Origin of the sequence: Streptomyces sp. NPDC020996 (genome assembly GCF_040641355.1) — a bacterium.
Taxonomy (GTDB): domain Bacteria; phylum Actinomycetota; class Actinomycetes; order Streptomycetales; family Streptomycetaceae; genus Streptomyces.
The window spans coordinates 13,728-30,967 of record NZ_JBFADM010000033.1; the positions used below are offsets into that span (position 1 = coordinate 13,728).

The following is a 17,240-nucleotide window of genomic DNA, read 5'->3' on the forward strand; positions in this document are numbered from 1 at the left end:
TCACCCCATGGAGTACGTCGTGCGCCTCACCCGATCCATCCGAGCAGCGGGCGCCGCCGCGCTGCTGCTCGCCGCCACCGCCTGCGGCTCCTCCGGCTCCGGCGGTTCCTCGGCCACCGGCCTCAACCCCCCTGACCTGAAGGCGCCGTCGAAGCTCGGCAAGACCGAGGGCCAGGTCAACCTGATCGCCTGGGCCGGCTACGTCGAGGACGGATCCAACGACCCGAAGGTCGACTGGGTCAGCGACTTCGAGAAGCAGACCGGCTGCCAGGTCAACTCCAAGGTCGCGGCCAGCTCCGACGAGATGGTCAAGCTGATGAAGACCGGCGAGTACGACGCCGTCTCCGCCTCCGGCGACGCCTCCCTGCGCCTGATCGCCTCCGGGGACGCGGCCCCCGTCAACACCAAGCTCGTACCGAACTACAAGGACGTCTTCAGCGGCCTGAAGAACGGCAACTGGAACTCCGTCAAGGGCCGGATGTACGGCATCCCGCACGGCCGCGGCGCCAACCTGCTGATGTACAACACGCAGAAGGTCAGCCCCGCCCCGACCTCCTGGTCCGCGGTGTTCGACGACGCCGCGAAGTACAAGGGCCACGTCACCGCCTACGACTCGCCGATCTACATCGCCGACGCGGCGCTGTACCTCAAGGCCACCAAGCCCGAGCTGAAGATCAAGGACCCGTACGCGCTGGACCAGAAGCAGTTCGACGCCGCGGTGAGCCTGCTGAAGAAGCAGAACGCGAACATCGGCGAGTACTGGAGCGACTACCTCAAGGAGGTCTCCGCCTTCAAGAGCGGGGACTCCGTGGTCGGCACCACCTGGCAGGTCATCGCCAGCCTCGCCGCCGACGAGGGCGCCAAGGTCAAGGCCCTGGTGCCCGAGGAGGGTTCGACCGGCTGGTCCGACACCTGGATGGTCGCCGCCAAGGCCAAGCACCCCAACTGCGCCTACAAGTGGCTGGACTGGATCATCTCGCCCAAGGTCAACGCCCAGGTCGCCGAGTACTTCGGCGAGGCGCCCGCCAACGCCAAGGCGTGCGCGCAGACCAGCGACAAGAACTTCTGCACCACCTACCACGCCGCCGACGAGGCCTACTGGAAGAAGATCGCCTTCTGGAACACGCCCATCGAGCAGTGCCTCGACGGCCGCACCGACGTGAAGTGCGTGCCGTACGCCAAGTGGGTGCAGGCCTGGACCGAGATCAAGGGCTGACGTCATGACCGTAGAGGCGCACGCCGCCGGGCGGGGAACCGTCCGGCGGCTCGCCGGGACCCTGCACCGCCGGCCCCGGCTGCGGCTGTCCCTGCTGCTGACCGCTCCGCTGCTGTGGCTCGCGGTGCTCTACCTCGGGTCGCTGGCCGTGCTGTTCGTCTCCGCGTTCTGGACGACGGACTCCTTCACCAGCGAGGTGGTGAAGGTCTGGTCGACCGACAACTTCCGGGCGCTGTTCACCACCCCCGTCTACCGGCAGGTCGTCCTGCGCAGCGTCGGCGTCGCCGTCGCCGTCACCGCCCTGTGCGCGGTGATCGCCTTCCCGCTCGCCTTCTACACCGCCCGCATCGCCCGCCCCCGGTGGCGTCCGCTGCTCGTGGTCGCCATCCTCACGCCCCTGTGGGCGAGTTACCTGGTCAAGGTGTACGCCTGGCGGCTGATCCTGTCCCAGGGCGGGCTCGCCGACTGGATGCTGAAGCCGTTCGGGCTGAGCGGGCCGGGGTACGGGCTGCCGGCGGCGGTCATGACGCTGACGTACCTGTGGCTGCCGTACATGGTCCTGCCGATCCACACCGCGCTGGAGCAGCTGCCCGCCAACCTCCTCGACGCGTCCGCCGACCTGGGCGCGCGGGCCGGGCGGACCTTCCGCTCGGTGGTGCTGCCGATGGTGCTGCCGTCGGTGGCCGCCGGGTCGATCTTCACCTTCTCGCTCAGCCTCGGCGACTACATCACCGTGCAGATCGTCGGCGGCAAGACCCAGCTGATCGGCAACCTCGTCTACTCCAACATCGAACTCAACCTGCCCATGGCCGCCGCCCTCGGCACGGTCCCCGTCGTCGTCATCGTCCTGTACCTGCTGGCGATGCGCCGCACCGGCGCCCTGAGCAGCATCTAGGAGCCCGCCGTGCAACTCTCCCGCTCCGCGCGGAACGCCCTGCGCGTCGCCGCCGGGCTCGGCTTCGCGGTGATCTACGTGCCGCTGCTGCTGGTCCTCGTCAACTCGCTCAACCCGGACCGCAGCGCGAGCTGGCCGCCGCCGGGGCTCACCCTGCACTGGTGGTCCGTCGCCTGGGGCAACTCCGGTGCCCGCGAGGCGCTGTGGACCTCGGTGAAGGCCAGCCTGGGCGCCACCGCGATCGCCCTGGTCCTCGGCACGCTGATCGCCTTCGCGGTCGCCCGGCACCGCTTCTTCGGCCGGGACACCCTCTCGTTCGTGGTCGTCCTGCCGATCGCGCTGCCCGGCATCGTCACCGGCATCGCGCTCAACTCGGCGTTCAGCACGGTGCTCGAGCCGCTGGGGGTGGGCCTCGGCCTGTTCACCGTCGTGGTCGGGCACGCCACCTTCTGCATCGTCGTCGTCTTCAACAACGTCGTCGCCCGGCTGCGCCGCACCTCCGGCACGTACGAGGAAGCCGCGATGGACCTCGGCGCCGACACCTTCCGCGCCTTCGCCGACGTCACCTTCCCGCTGGTGCGCTCGGCGCTGTTCGCGGGCGGGCTGCTCGCCTTCGCGCTGTCCTTCGACGAGATCGTGGTGACCACCTTCACCGCCGGACCCGGCGTCCAGACCCTGCCGATCTGGATCTTCGACAACATGACCCGGCCGCAGCAGGCGCCGGTGGTGAACGTGGTGGCGGCCGTGCTGGTGCTGGTGTCCGCGGTGCCGATCTACGTGGCCCAGCGGATGTCGGCGGACACGGCGTCGGGGAGCCGGGTGTGAGGCAGACCGGCCCCTCCGGCGCCGTGCGACCGGCGTCCGTCCGGCGCGTGAGCACGCGGTCACGAAACGGTCCCTCCGGCGCCCGCCGCGCCGGAGGGGCTTCCGACACCTCGGAAACGGCCTGCACACCTGCCGGCAGGACGGACTCGCCACGCCGGCGGGCATGACGGACACCACGCGGCAGAACCTCTTCGAGCAACTGGGAGGGGAGGACGCCGTCGCGGCCGTCTTCGACGTCTTCCACGACAAGGTGCTCGGCGGCCCCGGCCTGGAATCCTGCTTCGCGGGGGTGGACCTCGACGGCCTCAAGCAGCGTAAGCGGCGCTTCATCGGCCAGGCCCCCGGGTCCACCCGCCCGTACACCGGCCGCTGCATGCGCAAGGCGCACGAGCGGCCGGCGATCACGGACGCCGCCTTCGGCCGTGTCGTGACGCGTCTGGGCGACTCGCCGGCCGAGGCGGGGGTGGACACGGAGACGATCGGCGCGATCGCCGCGGCCCTGACGCCGCTCAGGCAGGACATCGTCACCGTCTGAAGGCCACTGCCCGATCGGGCCGCCGCCGTCTTGCGCTTCGCCGCCCGGATCCGCTGGTACCCGTGCGTGCGCGGCCCGGCGAAGCGCGGGTGCCCGCGGGTGACCCGAATGGTTCCGCTCGTCCGGCGGCGACCGACAGGGCGCCGGTGGTGGGACCGGCCGGCGGGCGATGCTCGGCTCCTCCTGCGCAGAGGACGACACGGACACGCCGTGTTCCGACGGGTGTGCTCGGACCGCACGGCAGATGCCCGGGCCTGTCGACTGCGGCGGGGCGGTCAACGCGGCGGGCCTCGCCCTGGCGCTGCACGACATCGGCATCGACGACGTGCTGCTCTACGACGGCTCGCTCGCTGAATGGCGGGCCGACCCGGCCCCGCCGCTGCTCGTCGGCCCGGAGGACGACGACGTCCGCGCCCCTGCGGGCCGGGGGCCGGGGCTGACGTGAGCCTGTGCGTCGGGCATGATCCGGGGCGGCGCACGTACCGGTTCGCGTCCCGCCCCGCGACGAGGAAACGGATGAAGAGCACACGAGACACCATCTACGACGAGTTGCGGCACCGGCTCACCTCCGGCCACTACCCGCAGGACGCCTCGCTGATCCCGCTCGCGCTGAGCGAGGAGTTCGCGGTGTCGCGCACCCCGGTTCGCGAGGCCCTGGCACTGCTGGAGCGCGACGGACTCCTGGTGAGCACCCGACGGGGGTTCGCCGTGCGCCAGCGCTCCGACGAGGAGATGCTCGAACTGTTCGAGCTGCGCGCCGTGCTCGACGCCCTGCTCGCCTCGGCGGCGGCCGTACGGCGCGGCCCCGTCGACCTGGCCCGGCTGGACGCCCTGCTGGAGCGCGCGGGCACGCTGGAAGACCCCGGGGACGTCCGCCGCACCTCAACGAGTGGCACGACACGATACGCGCCGCCGCCCACAACACCACCGTCTCGTCCCTGCTGCACGCCATCGACGCCCAGGTGAAGACGAGCGCGCCGTGGCGGACCCGCACCGTCGACGACACCTTCGACGCGACCCTCGCCGAACACCGGGCGATCACCGAGGCGATCCGTGCGGGGGACGCGGAGACGGCACGGCTGCGCATGCTGGAGCACCACGCACCCGACCGGGACACACGCATCCGGCAGAAGGTGCGCCGGGACACCGGGGGCGAACTCTCCACGGGCTGAAGGGGGTCCGGGCCGGCCACGATTCCTCTCACCTCACAGCCGGACAAGGGAGCACGGGTCGCCGCAAGGGGCCGAAAGACCGGTCGCCGGGAAAGTGCGCCCTTGTCATGACAGGGCGGCACGGCGGACCCTTGGGCAGGCACACCCGTACGCGAACCGGATGCCGGTTCGTGCCCTGTTTCCCCCGCGGCGACTCAGGAGGCTCCCCCGATGTCTCTCTCACCGGAGGACGGCGCTGACGGTGCATCCGCCGTCACCGAACACGAAGCGGAGGCGCTGGTCGCGGGAATCTGCTTCAAGACCGGACCGCCCCGCACCGTCGGCGTGGAGGTGGAATGGCTCGTCCACGACGAGCGTGCCCCGCACCGCGCCGTCGCCGCCGGGCGGCTGGAAGCGGTCTACGCCGTGCTGCGCACCCTGCCGCTGACCTCCGCGCTGACCGTCGAACCCGGTGGCCAGCTGGAGCTGAGCTCCCGGCCCGCCCCGTCGCTGACGCGGTGCGTCTCGGAGGTCTCCGCCGATCTGCGGGCCGTGCGTGCCCTGCTGCGCGAGCACGGGCTGACCCTGGTGGGCATGGGCATCGACCCCTGGCGTCCGCCCCGCCGGTTCCTGCGGGAACCCCGGTACGACGCCATGGAGGTCAGCCTCGGCCGCACGGGCCCGGCGGGACGTACCCTGATGTGCGCCTCCGCCTCCGTCCAGGTGTGCCTCGACGCCGGGGTCGAGGGGCCGGGCGTCATGGGATTCACCCGCCGCTGGTGGCTGGCGCACCGGCTGGGCGCGGTGCTGGTCGCGGCGTTCGCGAACTCGCCCATGTCCGAGGGCCGGGCCACCGGCTGGCGGTCGACCCGGCAGCTGATGTGGACCGAACTCGACCCGGGGCGGTCCGGCGGGCCCAACCTGTCCCAGGATCCGCGCCGCGCGTGGGTCCGCCGGGTCCTCGACGCACCGCTGATGTGCGTACGGCGGGACGACGGGCCGTGGGACGTGCCGGACGGAGTGAGCTTCCGCGACTGGATTCGCTCGGACACCATGCGCCCGCCCACCCGCGCGGACCTCGACTACCACCTCACCACGCTCTTCCCGCCGGTCAGGCCACGGGGGCACCTGGAACTGCGCATGATCGACGCGCAGCCCGGGGACGACGGATGGATCGTGCCGCTCGCGGTCACCACGGCCCTGTTCGACGATCCACGCGCCGCCGCGATCGCGCACCGTGCCGTGGCGCCCCTGGCCGGGCGGGCCGCCGGGGATCCCGCTCCGCACAATCCGCTGTGGACGGACGCGGCGCGCCGCGGGCTGGCCGACCCGGAGCTGAAGCGCGCCGCCGTGACCTGTTTCGCCGCCGCGCTGGACGCCCTGCCCCGGCTCGGCGCGAGCGGCGACGTCGTGGACGCCGTGGCGGCCTACGCCGACCGCTATGTCCGCCGCGGCCGTTGCCCGGCGGACGACGTCCTCGAACGGCTGCACGACCGGGACGGGTGCGCACCGTGGGCTCTGCGCTGAGCCGAGCGGCCGGCCGCCGAGGTGATCGTCACAGTTCCTCGGCCGCGGCCCGCAGGGTCGCCTCGAGGATCACGCGGGCGACGAGGTCCGGCGCGTCGTTCATCGGGATGTGGCCGCACTCGGGCAGTTCTACCAGCCTGGCTTCCGGGATCATGGCCAGCACGCGCGCGGCCTGCCGCGGCGGCAGGATCCGGTCGCAGGCGCCCCAGGCGATGGTCACCGGCAGGCCGGGGACGTCCCCGGTGAACAGGCCGGGGGCCCGCCCGGCCCGCAGGGTCGCGTTGAAGGCGGTGGCGTCCCGCAGCGCCCGCAGATCGGCGACCAGCGTCTCGGGCAGGCAGCTCTCCGGCCGGCCGTAGACCGTGCCGGCCAGCGCGGCCCGGGCGGTCGCCGTGTGCGCCAGGCGGACCATGGCCATGTCAGGCAGCAGCCGCACGCTGTGCCGGGCCGCGGCGAGCAGAGCGTACGTCCGCCGCCGTTCCGCGTCGGTCCAGAACCCCGCCGGCGCCAGGGCCGTCACGCTGCGCGCCAGTCCGGCCTGGCCCAGACGCAGCGCGATCAGTCCGCCCAGCGAGTGCCCGACCACGTGCGGCCGTTCCACGCCCAGTTCGGCGAGCACGGTGCCCAGCCAGCCCACCGCGGTCCGCAGATCGCGCGGCACGGCCGGATCCAGGTCGGGAGACTCCCCGAACCCGGGCAGGTCGATGGCGATCGTCTCGTGCCGCTCGGCCAGCAGCGGCACGACGGCGTCCCAGGCCCGGCGGTGATGACCGACGCCGTGCAGCAGGACCAGCGGCTCCCCGGTCCCCTGCCGCTCGTACGCCACCGTCACCGGGCCCAGCCCCGCGGCCCGGCCCTGCACGAACGACGTCGTCCGCACCGGTACGACGACCTCGCCGCTCTCACGTCCGCCGTCGGGTTCCGCACGTCCGGGGGTGAGCAGGCCGTAGAGGTAACTCGCCGCCGCACGCACCGAGCGTGTCGGGCCGTCCGTGGCTGCTATGAAAGAAGAGATCAGGGCCATCGTGGGACACCTACCTCACCGATAAGCACTCCTTCACCAGAAGTCAGCGCTACCGACCATGGTATTCCAACCTCCCGTTCCCCGCGCGCCGTGAACATCCGGCAGGGGACCACTGACCTGGCGTTTCACCGCCGGGTCCATGGTCAGGGCCGCACTCATCCGGGGGAACGGAACGCATCCCGCCCCCGCCGGAGGCGATCCGTGCCGCGCCCCGCGGGTACTCGGCAACCCGCACACCCGGGAAGGAGGCGACCATGGAACAGCAGTCACGGGCGGCCCCCGACGAGCGGGAGGTCCTGGCCCGGACGGTCGCCGACGTGATGCGCCCCGCCGCGGTCACCGTCGCCGGCGACGAGACCGTTCTCGTCGCCTGGGAGTTGCTGGAGCGGTCCGGCGCCCGTCACCTCCCGGTCGTGCGTCCGGACGGCCGCTGCACCGGCCTGCTGGACCGGGCCGACGTGGCACTCGCCTGTGCGGCGCCGGCCGCTTCGCTGTCCGGCCGGCGCGTGGACGAACTCCTGCCCCGCCACAGACCGGCGCTCGTGCACGCGGGGCAGACCGTACGCCACGCGGCCGACGTCATGAGCTGCGCCGACGCCGACGCCCTGCCGGTGCTGGCGGAGGACGGACGGCTGGCCGGCGTGCTGACGGCGGCCGACATCGTCGCGACCCTCGCCGGCCGAGCGGAGCGGGGCGAACCCGCCGGCCCCCACCCGCCGGCCCCGCCGACGACGCTGCCCGGGCTCCCGCCCCGACGGGCGCGGCGCGGCACGGCGATTCCCTGACCGCCCGCACGGACCGCCCGCCTGGCGGCTGCTCAGGAGGGTTCCCCCGAGGGGGCGCGGAAGACCGGCGTCCGGTCGGCGTCGTGCGGGCGGACGGCGGCCAGCGCCCGGGCGACCGCGGCCTCCAGGGAGCCGCTCGTGTCGACCGTGACGGCCTTCGGCCACGGCCGTTCCGCGGCCGCCATCGCGGTCGCCACGCCGACGTCGGCGTCGGAGGCCCCGGAGGTGCGGGTGGCCAGGCGGGCCGCCGACATCGCGTCCGGCACCTGACAGTGCAGGGCCACCAGGTCGGCGTGGGTGCGCTCGGCCATGCGCAGGGCGGCTTCCCGCTGTCCCGCGTCGTGCCAGGTGGCGTCCAGGACGACGGACTCACCGCGGGACAGCAGGGCCGACGCGCGATCGAGCAGGGCCGCGTACGTCCTGGCCGTCCACTCGGGTGTGTACAGGCCCTCGCCGTAGGCGGCCGCCGCGGACTGCTCCACCGGGATGCCGGCCAGCTCCTTGCGGAGGCGGTCACTGCTGAGCAGGGTGACGCCGAGCCGGTCGGCGAGCGCGCCGGAGAGCGTGGACTTCCCGCTGCCCGGGAGCCCGCCGACGAGGGTCACGCCGACGACGGAGGCACGCAGATGACGCAGGGCGGCCGCGATCAGCCGGTGCGCCGCCGTCCCGGCGCCGGGCGCGCCCTGGCGCGCCTGGATCAGCGAGACCTTGGCGCGCACGAAGGCGCGGTAGGCGACGTAGTGGTGCCGCAGCGAGGGCGGCGCCGGGTCTCCCGAGTACTCGCCGTACGCGGTGAGGAAGAACGCGGCGGCGTCCGCGGCGCCGAGCTGCTCCAGGTCCATGGCCAGGAAGGCGGCGTCGTCGAGGCCGTCGACGTACCGGAGGGTGTCGTCGAACTCCAGGCAGTCCAGGACGCGGGGGCCGTCGTCGAGGCAGAAGATGTCCTCGGCCAGCAGGTCTCCGTGGCCGTCGACGATCCGCCCCTGCACGATGCGCGCCTCGAACAACTGCTCGCGGCCGACGAGGTAGCGGCGCACCAGCCGCTCGGTCTCCGCCACGCCGTCCGGCACGGTGCCGTCGCCGGACATCGCCCGTACCTGGGCGAAGCTCGCCTCCCAGCGCGCCGACAGCGCGTCGCGCGTCCCCTGCCGGTCCACTTCGGGCCTGCGGCGCGCGTTCGCGTGACGGGCGGCGAGCAGCCGGGCGACGGCCCGCAGCGCGTCGTCGACGGGCGCGCCTTCCCGCACCAGCCGGGACAGGCGCCGCTCCGCGGGCATACGGCGCATCACGACCAGGGGCTCGGACACGTCCGTGTCCGGGCCGCGGAACTCGCCCAGGCCCAGATAGACGTCCGGGGCGAAGCGGCGGTTGAGGGCGACCTCCCGCTCGCAGCCGGCCCGCCGGGCGGCCACCGTGGAGAAGTCCAGGAACTCCAGGTCGACCGGCTTCTTGACCTTGTAGGCGCGGTCCCCGACGAAGAACAGGACCGCGGTGTGGGTCTCGTACACCTCGGCACGGGGGAGCGGCGGAGTCCCGGGAACGGCGCCGGGACGCGGGTCGGCGTCCACGCTACCGCCCCCGGTACAGCCGGTCGAGGTCGACGAGGACCACCTGCCCGTCGGCCTCGGCCGCGCGGAGCGCGGGGGTGAAGCCGACGCCGCTGTAGCAGGCGGGCCGGGTGCGGGTGACGTCCTCGCCGCGGGCGGCGAGCAGACCGAGCAGGTGACGCAGGTGCTCCAGGTGGGGTGTGTCCATGACCTCGTCCCAGCGGGCCACGCCCACCGACAGCAGGGGCGCGAGGCGGCCGTCGGCCCGGCCGCGTACGACGACCTCCGCCTCCACGTCCCGGCCGGCCCGGCGTTCCGGGTCCGGGAGCGAGCCATGGGCCGCGCTCGCGGGGTGCCCGCCGAAGACGGCCGGGTCGGCGAAGTCCAGCGCCCACTCCCGGCAGACCCGCGCGAAATGGGGGCCCGCCACGGCGGAGTCGAAGACGGGACGTGCCCGCCGCCAGACCTCGTCGGCGTCCTGCTGTTCCAGCGCCTGACGATGCGGCCAGACAGATCCGTGTTCGAAGGCGAGCAGCGGCTCCGCGATCCGCAGCCGGACCAGGTTCGGCCGGAAGGCGTCGGGTTCGCCGTACAGCAGACCGCTCGACCGCAGGAGTGTGAGGCAGTGCGACGCGTCGGTGAGCGGGGTGCCGAGACATTCCGAGATCTCGCCCTGGGTACGGCAGCCCGAGGCGATGGCGGCGAGCGCGGAGTGGCACAGCGCACGGTCCCAGTGGTCGGTCTCCTCCTGCATCAGGTGATGCGCCTCAAGGAACAGGGGAGTGCCGGGGTTGAGGACCGTCCGGCACACCCAGGCGTCGAAGTCGTCCGGCCCGCCGGGGGCGTCGTCGCCGGCGTAGCGCCGGTAGGCGGGGGTGCCGCCGACGACGGCGTGAACCAGCAGCGCGAGCCGGGGGTGGTCGATGGCCCAGAACCGCGCGGCCTGCCGGAAGTCCAACGGGCGCAGGGTGAGTTCGAGATCGGCCAGCCCGCGCAGCGGAGAGGCCGCGCCGAACAGCCGGTGCATCACGGGCAGGGAGCTACCGCTCAGCAGCAGGCGCGTGCGGTTGCCCCGCCCCGTGTCGCGCAGCCGCCGGTAGGCGGTGTGGATGACGGAGGGCAGTTCCGGACTCTGCCGTACCAGCTCGGGGAACTCGTCGAGCACGACCGGCACCGGCCGCCGGTCGCCCAGCGCGAGCACCGCCTCGACGGCGTCCTCCCAGCCGGTTCCCCGGGCCGGCCCGGTGCCCGTGTGCCGGGCGAGTTCGTCGCCGAGACGCCGGAGGGACTCCGCCCGGGCAGCCTGCTGCGCCCCGAAACAGAAGCCGCCCAGCGCTCCGGCGAGTGCCTCCAGGAGGTACGTCTTGCCCTGCCGGAGCCGTCCGGTCACCACACCGAGACCGGCTCCGGGCCGGTCGTCGCAGGCGAACGCGACCAGCGCGTTCCACTCGGCGTCGCGGTCGAACACCGTCTCCGGCTTCGCGGGACGGAAGACGTCGGACGACGGCATGGCTGCTCCCCTCGCTCGGCAGCGCTCTCCTACCAGTACAACGTCGGAAACCGGCCGCCGCGACACGCGCGGCCGCCCCGCGCGGCCGCCCCGCGCGGCCGCCCCGCGAACCGAATTGCGGCCCCGCGCGGCCGGGTTCAGGCTGGAACGGTGTCCGAACACGCGCCTGTGGTTGTGCATCCGCCGGGACCCGGCGGCGGGAGAATGGTGACGATCCACGGTGAACCGGCCGGTACGGCCTATCACCTGCTCGACGTCCTGGAGTTCCTGCGCCGGGCCGGCCTGCGGGAATCGCACCGGGGAATCGACGACGAGGAACTGGTCGAGTGGCTGGGCGGCGACTCCAGAATGTGGCGCGGAGAGCCGTAGCCCGGTCGTGGGGAGAGCCGTAGCCCGGTCGTGCTGCGGGACGCCCGGCTCAGCCGTGCGGGACGCCAGTCGTGCGGGACGCCCGGCTCAGTCGTGCGGGACGACGGCGACGGAGCAGCGCCCGTGGTGAAGGGCGGCCTGCGTCACCGGCCCCAGGTGGGGCACCAGGCCAGGACGGTGCCTGCGCCGGCCGACGACCAGCAGCGCGGCCCCCTCGGCGGCCCGGACGACGGCCTTGGGCGGGCTCGTGAGACGGACGCTGTCGTCCACTTCCACTTGCGGGAACTTCTCACGCCAGGGGCGCAGTGCCTTGCTGAGCTGCTGCTGCGCCTCCCGGGTGATCTCCTCGCTGATGTTGTGGTCCACGCCCCAGGGCACGCGCGCGTGCAGCGGCACGCTCCGGCCGTGCACGGCCTGGAGCGGAACGCCCCTGGCCGCGGCCGTGTGGAAGGCGAAGTCGAGCAGGTCGTCGGAGGATCCGTGCAGTTTGAGGGCCACGACCACGCGGCTCGTGGGCGCCGGCCGCGGCTCTCCTTCCGGGGCTTCGGCGCGGACCATCACGACCGGCCGCTCGGCCCGAGCCACGACGGGCATGCTGACGTCGCCGAGGAAGTAGCTCTCGACGGGCGCCAGGCCGCGGGAGGCGAGCACGAGCATCTCGGACTCCGACGCCGCTCGGAGCAGGGCGCTCTGCGCGTCGTCGGCGACCAGGTCCGGGACGATGGTCAGGCCCGGGTGGCGCATCTGGAGTTCCGCCCGAACGGTGTGCACCAGGCGCCTGGCCCAGTAGTTCTGGTCGACTTCCGAGGGCACGTCGGTCGGCTCCGGCACCAGCAGCGGCCACGCGTGCAACAGGCGCAGGGTGAGCCCCCGCTTCTGGGCCTCGTCGGCGGCCCAGCGGGCCGCGGCAAGGCTCTCGGGTGAGCCGTCGAGGCCCACGGTGACGACTGCGTGCATGGCGGCGGCCTCCGTTCTCTCCTTCGAGGAGTACCCCAATCCCCTCCGTCACGCATGCGGACCCGCGGGACGGTCCGCGCCCCGCGTCAGTCCCGGTCCTTGCGCAGGAACCGGCGCAGGCGTCGCAGTGGCCACGTGTTGATCACGTCGTCGGGGGTGAGCCATCCGCGCTGCGCGGTGCCGACGCCGTAGCGGAGGTAGGCGAGCTGGGGGATCGAGTGGGCGTCGGTGTCGACGGCGAACTTCGCCCCGTGGTCCCTGGCCCGGAGGATGTCCTCGTCGCCGAGGTCGAGGCGGTCGGGCTGGGCGTTGATCTCCAGGGCCGTGCCGGTGCGGGCGCAGGCGGCGAACACCTCGTCCAGGTCGGCGTCGACGCCCGGCCGTTTGCCGATCAGGCGGGTGGTGGGGTGGCCGATGACGTTGACGTACGGGTTCTCGCAGGCGCGTACGATCCGCCGGGTCATCGCCTTGCGGCCGAGGTTGAAGTGGGAGTGCACCGAGGCCACGCGGATGTCGAAGCCGCGGAGGAACTCGTCGGGCCAGTCGACGTCCCCTTTCGGGCCGATGTTGAGTTCGGTGCCGTGCAGCAGCCGCATGCCGTGGTGTCCGCCGTCCAGGGAGCGCACCCGCTCGCGCTGGGCGAGGATCTTCTCGTCGGTCATGCGCTGCATGTACAGGTCCGGCGCGTGATCGGTGACCGCGTAGTACGCGTAGCCCCGCCCGGCCGCCGCCGCCACCATGTCCTCCAGGGAGGCGAGCCCGTCGGTGAGGTCGGTGTGGGTGTGCAGGTCGCCCCTGATGTCGGCCTCCGTCACCACCTCGGGGAGTTCGCCGCGCAGCCCGGCTTCGATCTCCCCCCGGTCCTCGCGCAGTGTGGGCGGGATCCACGGCAGGCCGAGCCTGGCGTACACCTCGTCCTCGGTACGGGAGGCGACCCGATTTCCGCCGTCGGTCTCGAACAGGCCGTACTCGGAGAGCTTCAGCCCCAGGTGGACGGCGATCGTGCGGGTGCGGATGTTGTGGCCCTTGGAGCCGGTGAAGTACTGCAGACCGGCACCCCACGCGTCCGGCCGTACCACCCGCAGGTCGACCTGGACGCCCAGGACGGTGCGGACCGAGGTCTTCTTCTCGCCGTGCGCGATGACCTCGGCGGTGGAGGGCAGTTCGGTCAGGGCGTCCATGAAGGGGGCCGACCGGCCGGCGGCGACGAGGATGTCGATGTCGCCGACGGTCTCCTTCATGCGGCGCAGCGATCCGGCGTAGGCGCAGTCCTCGCAGCCGGTGATCCGGGAGAGTCCGGCGACGATCTCCTCGGCGGACTCCATGGCGGTGCCCAGCGGGATCCGCCCTCCCGCCTGCCGCATGAGGGCGATGCCGTGCAGGATGTTCTCCTCGGTCTTCTCCCCGAAGCCCTTCAGGTCGCGCAGCTTCTCCGCCTCGATGGCGTCGGTGAGTTCGCTCACCGAGGAGATGTGCAGGTCCTCGTACAGCGCCAGCGCCTTCTTCGGACCGAGGGTGGGGATGGTGATGAGCTGCCGTACCCCCGCGGGAATCCTGGCCCGCCGTTCCTCGACCACCGAGACCTTGCCGGTGCGGAAATACTCGACGACCTTCTCGGCGATCGACTTGCCCACGCCCGGGATCTCCTTCAGACCCGCGACGTCCAGGTGGGAGACGTCGGCGGGATGGCCCCCGATCGCGCGGGCGGCCTTCTCGTAGGCGCGCGCCTTGAACGGGTCGCCTCCGGTGATGGCGATGAGGTCCGCGTACTCCTGAAGGAGCGCCTCGACCTCCTCGTTGGGCCGGACCACGGGTCAAGTCTAGGAATCGGCCCGTCCGGGCCGCCAGTCGGCGCGCGAAGCCGCCGGCCGGAGGGTCTACTGGAGGGATGCGGGCGACGTTCGTTCTGGGACGGATCGCCGGCGTACGCGTCGGCGTGCACTGGAGCGTCCTCGGTATCTTCGCCATCGTCGCGTTCGGTCTGGCGCAGGGCCGTCTCCCGGTGGCGCATCCGGGGCGTTCCTGGGGGGTGTACTGGGCGGCGGGCCTGAGCACCGCCGTGGTCTTCTTCGCCTCCCTGCTCGCACACGAGGTGGCGCACGCCGTCGTGGCCCGGCGCAACGGGGTCGAGGTGGACGACATCGTGCTGTGGCTGCTGGGCGGGGTGGCCCGGCTCAGGACCGAGGCGTCCACGCCGGGCGCGGAGCTGAGGATCGCCGGCGTCGGCCCGCTCGTCAGCCTCCTGCTGGGAGGGTTCTTCGCGCTGGCGGCCTGGCTGCTGGACCTGGCGTCCGTGTCCGTGATCGTGGTGGAGATGGCGGCCTGGCTGGCGGGCATCAACGTGCTGCTCGCCGTCTTCAACGCGGTGCCCGCCGCCCCGCTCGACGGCGGCCGGCTGCTGCGCGCGTTCCTGTGGTGGCGCACGGGAGACCGGCTGCGGGCGACGGCCGGCGCGACCGCGGCGGGCAAGGGCTTCGGGTGGCTGCTCGTCACGTTCGGGCTGATCGTGTTCATGGCGCGGGGGGTGTTCGGCGGCCTGTGGCTGGCGCTGATCGGCTGGTTCCTCATCGCCACGGCCACCGCCGAGGGACGGCAGGCCCAGCTGCGCGGCCTGCTGGCCGGCGTCCCCGTGCGGGACGTCATGACCCCCGACCCCCTGACGGTCTCCGCGGACACCACGGTCGCGGACTTCCTCGCCGACGCGCACTACCGCTACCGGCACTCGGCGTTCCCCGTGACCGACGGCGAGGCCCCGGTCGGGCTGGTCACCCTCGACGAGGCCAGAAGGGTGGCGCAGGCCGGAGCCGCCGCCGTGCCGGTGCGGGAGGTGATGGTGCCGCTGTCGCGGACCGTCGTGACCGGGCCGGACAGCGCGCTGGCGGACCTGCTGCCCCGCATGGAACGGGGCGCCGAGAACCGGGTCCTGGTCGTGGCGGACGGCAGGCTCGTCGGGATCGTCTCGCTCTCGGACGTCAGCCGGACGGTGAACTGGCTGATGAACGCCCCCGGGCGGGGTGGCGGCCGGTGACCCGCGCCGCGCCGGCCCGGCGACCGCGGCCCGGGACGTCGGACGGGCTGTGGGGGGTACCTGGATCCGGTGGTCACACAGCCGGGCGCCGGCCGGGGGGATGCGCGGGCGCGGTGGCGGGCCATCGGCGCCGGCCGTCGCACGGGAACACCGGCCGTCGCACGGAAACACCGGCCGTCGCACGGGAGCACCGGCCGTCGCACGGAAAGCGGAGAACATGACGGAAACCGCCCCTCCACCCGAGGACCTCGTGAGGGCCGTCCGAGCGGTCGGCATCACCGACGAACGCCTGCTGGAGGCCGTACGGGCGACGCCCCGAGCGGCGTTCGTCCCCGCCGGCCACCGCACGCGGGCCTATGCGGACGCGCCCGTTCCGATCGGGCACGAACAGGTGACCACGCAGCCCTCGCTGTCGGCGACGATGATCGAGGGCCTCGATCTGAGCGGGGACGAGCACGTCCTCGAGATCGGCACCGGCCTGGGCTTCCAGACCGCGCTGCTCGCCCGGCTGGCCGCCGACGTCGTGAGCATCGAGCTGTGGCCGGACCTCTCGCGGCAGGCCGGGAGCAACCTCGCCCGGCAGGGCATCCGGAACGTCGAGCTGCGCGTCGGGGACGGCAGCGGCGGCGTGCCGGAGCGCGCTCCCTACGACGCGATCATCGTGTCCGCCGCCTTCCCGGAGGTCGCCGCACCGCTGGCCGGGCAACTGCGCGTCGGCGGCCGCCTCGTACAGCCCATCGGGCCGGGCGGCCGGGACCGGGTCGTGGCCTTCCGGCGCACCGCGGAGGGCCTGGAACGCCGGCGGGTCCTCACGCCCGCCCGCTTCGTCCGCCTGCGCGGACGGTACGGCTTCCCCGCCTGAGTCGTAGCATGGCTCGTCGCCGGAGATCATCCTTCCCGGCCCGAGCTCGTCCATGGGACCCGAACGACGGCGGTGCATCGCGCTGACAGGAACGCACAACATGACCACGTCGCACGCGCGGGGTGCGGTCGTCGCCGGGGTGGACGCCACGTCCGGCGCCGGGCCGGTACTGGCCTGGGCGGCGGACGAGGCGGCGCTGCGCGGCCTGCCGCTGCACGTGGTGCTCGCCGTCGACGTGTCCGCGCCGGAGGACCGCCGCGCCGAGCCCGGTCCGGTACCGGCGCCGGGGGGCCCGGCGGCGCCTGCCGCGGTCGCGGCGCTGCTGGAGGAGGCACGGGAGGCCGCCGTCGCGCGGCATCCGGGACTCACCGTGGTGTGCGAGCCGGCCGACGGCTCCGCGGTGGACGCCTTGCGGGCGCTCGGGCCGGGAAGCGCCATGGTGGTGATCGGCTCGCGGCACCGTGGCGTCGTGCGGGATCTGATCAGCCGCGACTCGCTGGGGCCGTCGCTGGTCGCGCAGGCGGCGTGCCCGGTCGTCGTGGTGGGCGGGCCTCAGTCCGCACCCCAGGCTCCGCCGCGGATCGTGGTGGGTGTGGATGGTTCGGGCGTGTCGAGGGAGGCGGTGCGGTTCGCCTTCGAGGAGGCCGCCTTCCGCGATGCCCGGCTGGTCGCCGTCGCCGCCTGGGAGCCGCAGTATCTCCGCGATCTCGCTCTGGAGGACGCCGAGGACGAGGTGCGGCGGGTGCTGGCGGAGTCGACGGCGGGCTGGCGGGAGAAGTATCCGGAGGTCGAACTCCGGCACGAGGTGGTCCGCGGCCACCCGGCGGGTGTGCTCGGCGACGCGGCCCAGGGCGCTGTGCAACTGGTCGTCGGCAGCCGCGGCCTCGGCGGATTCTCCGGACTGCTGCTCGGCTCGGTCAGCCGCTCGCTGATGCGCCGTGCGACGTGCCCGGTCGTCGTCGTCCCGCACCGCGCCGGGGAGGGCGTGGCCTGAGTCGGGCGCGCATCC

The 17,240-nt window shown here is 73.3% G+C and carries 18 protein-coding genes; 13 read left to right on the forward strand and 5 right to left on the reverse strand.

The window, feature by feature from the left end; genetic code table 11:
• Window positions 1-7: 7 nt before the first annotated feature.
• The 8 genes from AB0G63_RS22170 to egtA all read left to right on the forward strand — a co-directional run bounded on the left by AB0G63_RS22170 (window position 8) and on the right by egtA (window position 6,149).
• Window positions 8-1,216, forward strand: a complete 1,209-nt coding sequence (locus AB0G63_RS22170) for an ABC transporter substrate-binding protein (protein ID WP_360752817.1) — start codon at window positions 8-10, stop codon at window positions 1,214-1,216.
• A 4-nt stretch (window positions 1,217-1,220) separates the two neighbouring features.
• Window positions 1,221-2,111 (forward strand): ABC transporter permease, encoded by an 891-nt coding sequence (locus tag AB0G63_RS22175; protein ID WP_360752820.1) that lies wholly within the window; start codon window positions 1,221-1,223, stop codon window positions 2,109-2,111.
• Between the two features lie 9 nt (window positions 2,112-2,120).
• A complete protein-coding gene (locus AB0G63_RS22180) occupies window positions 2,121-2,936 on the forward strand; it encodes an ABC transporter permease (RefSeq protein ID WP_360752823.1) in 816 nt (271 codons plus the stop codon).
• Between the two features lie 163 nt (window positions 2,937-3,099).
• Window positions 3,100-3,471 (forward strand): group 1 truncated hemoglobin, encoded by a 372-nt coding sequence (locus AB0G63_RS22185; RefSeq protein WP_360752827.1) that lies wholly within the window; start codon window positions 3,100-3,102, stop codon window positions 3,469-3,471.
• Window positions 3,472-3,715: 244 nt separating this feature from the next.
• Entirely contained in the window at window positions 3,716-3,916 is a 201-nt protein-coding gene (locus tag AB0G63_RS22190; protein ID WP_360752830.1) for a hypothetical protein, read from the forward strand.
• Between the two features lie 71 nt (window positions 3,917-3,987).
• Entirely contained in the window at window positions 3,988-4,437 is a 450-nt protein-coding gene (locus AB0G63_RS22195; protein ID WP_360752833.1) for a GntR family transcriptional regulator, read from the forward strand.
• Complete coding sequence (locus AB0G63_RS22200; protein ID WP_360752981.1) at window positions 4,413-4,643, forward strand: FCD domain-containing protein; 231 nt, start codon at window positions 4,413-4,415, stop codon at window positions 4,641-4,643. Before AB0G63_RS22195 ends, AB0G63_RS22200 begins: the two co-directional genes overlap by 25 nt.
• Before the next feature lie 210 nt (window positions 4,644-4,853).
• Window positions 4,854-6,149 (forward strand): ergothioneine biosynthesis glutamate--cysteine ligase EgtA, encoded by a 1,296-nt coding sequence (gene egtA / locus AB0G63_RS22205; RefSeq protein WP_360752835.1) that lies wholly within the window; start codon window positions 4,854-4,856, stop codon window positions 6,147-6,149.
• A 28-nt stretch (window positions 6,150-6,177) separates the two neighbouring features.
• Here egtA and AB0G63_RS22210 read toward each other — a convergent pair whose 3' ends face one another.
• Window positions 6,178-7,173 carry an alpha/beta fold hydrolase gene (locus AB0G63_RS22210; RefSeq protein WP_360752838.1) on the reverse strand — a complete coding sequence of 332 codons (996 nt, stop codon included), beginning with the start codon at window positions 7,171-7,173 and terminating at the stop codon, window positions 6,178-6,180.
• 254 nt (window positions 7,174-7,427) lie between these two features.
• Here AB0G63_RS22210 and AB0G63_RS22215 point away from each other — a divergent pair, with 254 nt between their 5' ends.
• On the forward strand, window positions 7,428-7,958 hold the full coding sequence (locus AB0G63_RS22215) for a CBS domain-containing protein (protein WP_360752841.1): 531 nt from the start codon (window positions 7,428-7,430) through the stop codon (window positions 7,956-7,958).
• Window positions 7,959-7,990: 32 nt separating this feature from the next.
• On the opposite strand, the gene AB0G63_RS22220 is transcribed toward AB0G63_RS22215, so the two are convergent.
• A complete protein-coding gene (locus AB0G63_RS22220; protein WP_360752843.1) occupies window positions 7,991-9,466 on the reverse strand; it encodes an AAA family ATPase in 1,476 nt (491 codons plus the stop codon).
• A 61-nt stretch (window positions 9,467-9,527) separates the two neighbouring features.
• Window positions 9,528-11,015, reverse strand: coding sequence for an ArsR family transcriptional regulator (locus tag AB0G63_RS22225; protein ID WP_360752846.1), 1,488 nt, complete (start codon window positions 11,013-11,015; stop codon window positions 9,528-9,530).
• 204 nt (window positions 11,016-11,219) lie between these two features.
• On the opposite strand from AB0G63_RS22225, the gene AB0G63_RS22230 reads away from it, so the two are divergent.
• Entirely contained in the window at window positions 11,220-11,384 is a 165-nt protein-coding gene (locus AB0G63_RS22230) for a hypothetical protein (RefSeq protein ID WP_360752848.1), read from the forward strand.
• 87 nt (window positions 11,385-11,471) lie between these two features.
• Here the strand turns inward: AB0G63_RS22230 and AB0G63_RS22235 are convergent, their stop codons facing one another.
• Together AB0G63_RS22235 and polX are read right to left on the reverse strand one after the other, a co-directional pair.
• A complete protein-coding gene (locus AB0G63_RS22235) occupies window positions 11,472-12,341 on the reverse strand; it encodes a universal stress protein (RefSeq protein ID WP_360752851.1) in 870 nt (289 codons plus the stop codon).
• Between the two features lie 86 nt (window positions 12,342-12,427).
• Window positions 12,428-14,152 (reverse strand): DNA polymerase/3'-5' exonuclease PolX, encoded by a 1,725-nt coding sequence (gene polX, locus AB0G63_RS22240; RefSeq protein ID WP_360752854.1) that lies wholly within the window; start codon window positions 14,150-14,152, stop codon window positions 12,428-12,430.
• Between the two features lie 77 nt (window positions 14,153-14,229).
• Here polX and AB0G63_RS22245 point away from each other — a divergent pair, with 77 nt between their 5' ends.
• The 3 genes from AB0G63_RS22245 (at window position 14,230) to AB0G63_RS22255 (ending at window position 17,225) form a co-directional block, all read left to right on the forward strand.
• Window positions 14,230-15,369 (forward strand): site-2 protease family protein, encoded by a 1,140-nt coding sequence (locus AB0G63_RS22245; RefSeq protein ID WP_360752857.1) that lies wholly within the window; start codon window positions 14,230-14,232, stop codon window positions 15,367-15,369.
• Window positions 15,370-15,586: 217 nt separating this feature from the next.
• Window positions 15,587-16,231 (forward strand): protein-L-isoaspartate(D-aspartate) O-methyltransferase, encoded by a 645-nt coding sequence (locus tag AB0G63_RS22250; protein WP_360752859.1) that lies wholly within the window; start codon window positions 15,587-15,589, stop codon window positions 16,229-16,231.
• Window positions 16,232-16,331: 100 nt separating this feature from the next.
• Window positions 16,332-17,225, forward strand: a complete 894-nt coding sequence (locus AB0G63_RS22255; protein ID WP_360752862.1) for a universal stress protein — start codon at window positions 16,332-16,334, stop codon at window positions 17,223-17,225.
• The last annotated feature ends 15 nt before the right edge of the window (window positions 17,226-17,240 follow it).